This is a genomic window from Clostridium sartagoforme AAU1 (genome assembly GCF_000401215.1).
Classification (GTDB): domain Bacteria; phylum Bacillota; class Clostridia; order Clostridiales; family Clostridiaceae; genus Clostridium; species Clostridium sartagoforme.
Genome location: NZ_ASRV01000256.1, coordinates 1 through 2567, shown reverse-complemented (window position 1 = coordinate 2567; position 2567 = coordinate 1). Strand labels below are relative to the sequence as shown.

At 33.9% G+C, this 2567-nt stretch carries 3 protein-coding genes; all 3 read right to left on the bottom strand.

Annotated features, from left to right (window positions below; genetic code table 11):
* Positions 1-69: 69 nt before the first annotated feature.
* The 3 genes from tnpC to tnpA all read right to left on the bottom strand — a co-directional run bounded on the left by tnpC (position 70) and on the right by tnpA (position 2476).
* Positions 70-1674: an IS66 family transposase gene (gene tnpC / locus A500_RS18970; RefSeq protein ID WP_016209189.1), complete on the bottom strand. Its 1605-nt coding sequence runs from the start codon at positions 1672-1674 to the stop codon at positions 70-72.
* Positions 1675-1778: 104 nt separating this feature from the next.
* Positions 1779-2150, bottom strand: a complete 372-nt coding sequence (gene tnpB, locus A500_RS18965; RefSeq protein WP_016209188.1) for an IS66 family insertion sequence element accessory protein TnpB — start codon at positions 2148-2150, stop codon at positions 1779-1781.
* The gene (gene tnpA, locus A500_RS18960; protein WP_016209187.1) at positions 2144-2476 is read right to left on the bottom strand and encodes an IS66 family insertion sequence element accessory protein TnpA; all 333 of its coding nucleotides are present in this window, start codon (positions 2474-2476) and stop codon (positions 2144-2146) included. Before tnpA ends, tnpB begins: the two co-directional genes overlap by 7 nt.
* Positions 2477-2567: the final 91 nt, after the last annotated feature.

The window sequence follows — 2567 nt, the reverse complement described above, 5'->3', positions numbered from 1 at the left end:
GTAAGCGGTTCAGAAAATAGCGTATTTTAAAAATAAATAAATTACTATATAGTTAAAAGGAGCTCGCAGTTAAGCGGACTCCTCATTTTTTTGTTTACTATTCTTATTATAGCAGCATTCAGGTAAACTTCCTGACCAAGGAAGATACTGCTCCAGCAGTTGCGGGTTCTCAGCAGAGTTTATATTTGGCAATAATCTAAATAAATAACTTAAATACTGAAACACATTTAGGTTATTAGCTTTTGCAGTCTCAACTATGCTATAGGCAATGGCACTAGCTTCCGCCCCTTTAGGGGTATCTGCAAAAAGCCAACCTCTACGACCTACTGCGAAGGGACGTATACAGTTTTCAGCTGCATTGTTCGAAATGGGAATACGCCCATCTAAAAGGAAGTTCTCTAAATATGCTCTTTGATTCTTAGCATAAGTAATAGCTTCACTAAGCTTTTTATTATTCATCGGATTTATGGTTTCAAGCCAATTCCAAAAATCCTCAAGAACAGGCTTGCTTTTTTCTTGACGCTTAATAAGCCTTTCTTCAGGCGTAAGGGTTTTTAATTCTCTTTCAAATTTGAAAAGTTTATCGCAAAAGGCTCTGCCTTCAGATCCTTTTGATCCTGGAATTTCCTTTCCTTTATCTAAAGGAATACTTTCAATGAAATATCTTCTTACATGGCTCCAGCAAAGGCAACGAATAATATTTTCAACCTTTTCGTAACCAGCATACGCATCTGTAACTAAAAATCCATCAAATTCCTTAAGGAATTCTTGCGCATGCTTACCTGCTCTAGTTCTAGTGTATTCAAAGATAACTATATTTTTATCTTCGCTTTCACCGGAACGGTATAACCACATAAAAGATTGGCTAGAAGGTTTCCTGCCTTGTTCTTTATTGCATTGAATTCTAGTCTCATCAGCATTTATAATCTCACAATTATGGAGCTCTTTTTTCATGAGATTATACATCGGCTTTAGCCATTCGTTGCTAGATCTAATAATCCAATTCGCCATTGTTGATCTTGAAAGATTAAATCCTCTTTGGAGCCAATCATGTTCCTGTCGATAAAGTGGCATACCATTAACATATTTTTGATAAATAACTTCTGCAACAGTGGAAGGCGAAGCTAAACTTCTCTTCATTACTGGCTTTGGTACAGGAGCTTTTACTATTACATCGGCGCTGCTATCAGCAGTACCACACTCGGGACATTTATATACATATTGTACATATTCAATTACTTTAACAGATGGTGGAACAAATTCAACTTCGGTTCTAACAACATTTTTACCGATAGAAGCCATCTCTGTTGCACAGTACGGGCAAAGAGAATCCTCGCCTTCTAATATACATTCAACAGTTTCTCGAGGTAAATCTTTTATAACAGCTTCTTTACTTCCTTTTTTTCTTGGAGTTCTTTTATGTGTTGAAACTATTATATTTTCTGGAGTAGGTTCAATAGCCCCACTATCAGTTGAAGCTTCAGCTTCATTAAATAAAGAAATTTGTCCTTCAATTGGAGTTTTTTCTGTAGATGCTCCAAATAATTTCTTATTCTTATGTAAAATAGCTTGAGTTAGGTTCTCTACTTGTGAATTTAAAGTTTCAATTTTTTCTTCTTGTTCTTTAACTTTTTTACGCAATTCTAGTAGTTCTTCATATTCATCTCTAGCCATGTTTCAACCTAACCCCCTTATGAACTTATTATAGGTATATTATACCATAATAAGCGCTAAAAGTCAGTAATTTCAAGCAATTACCGACTTTTTTAGTGCTAGATTTAGAAACAAATTTCTTCATTAATACTAATATTTTTATGGGCTTTAGGTTGTTCTATAGATAAACCTTCTAATAACCATCTAAGTTCTCTAGCTGAAATATCTTTTACTCCTTCGGAGTCTTTCGGCCATTGAAATTTCATTTTTTCTACAAGTTTTTTGGTAAGCAATATAAATCCATCATTGTCCCATCTAAGAATCTTTATAGAATTTTTGCTTTTATTGCAAAATATAAATAAACATTTTGGAGTAAATGGATCTAGATTAAATTTTAGGCTGACCAGTGCTGAAAGACTATCAATCTGCTTTCTAAAATCCGTAGCGCCGCAGGCTATATGAATATGTTCCACACCATCAGCTATATTATTTAACATACCGAAACTAGAGCAGCTAAAACTTCTGCTATATCATCCCTTTTAATATTCTTAGATATTTCTAATTTAAAACCGTTGTAGTTTAAGGTAATTGAACCTCCGTTATCGATATTTTTCTTTTTAGGTTCTAATGATACCTCAGCCCATTCAACTGAATTATCTCCAACAAGTTCATTAGAGCTATTATTTAGTTTCCTGATCCAATAATAATATTGACTAGCACTAACATTATTTTCTCCACACCAAGCTTTTACATTTATTCCGCTTGCTTGGCAAGCTTTTATTCGTTCTGCCCATATTTGGGCTAAATTATTTTTCCTAGACATAAATAAAATACCCTCCACTATTTAATTTCTATAGTGATAGGGTATCATTTGCTTAAAAATAATTATAGACGCCATTTTCTGAAGCGCTTAC

Excerpts from the sequence above, each read along its gene's own strand:
- tnpC (WP_016209189.1), bottom strand. The coding sequence starts at position 1,674 with ATGGCTAGAGATGAATATGAAGAACTACTAGAATTGCGTAAAAAAGTT.
- tnpB (WP_016209188.1), bottom strand. The coding sequence starts at position 2,150 with ATGTTAAATAATATAGCTGATGGTGTGGAACATATTCATATAGCCTGC.
- tnpA (WP_016209187.1), bottom strand. The coding sequence starts at position 2,476 with ATGTCTAGGAAAAATAATTTAGCCCAAATATGGGCAGAACGAATAAAA.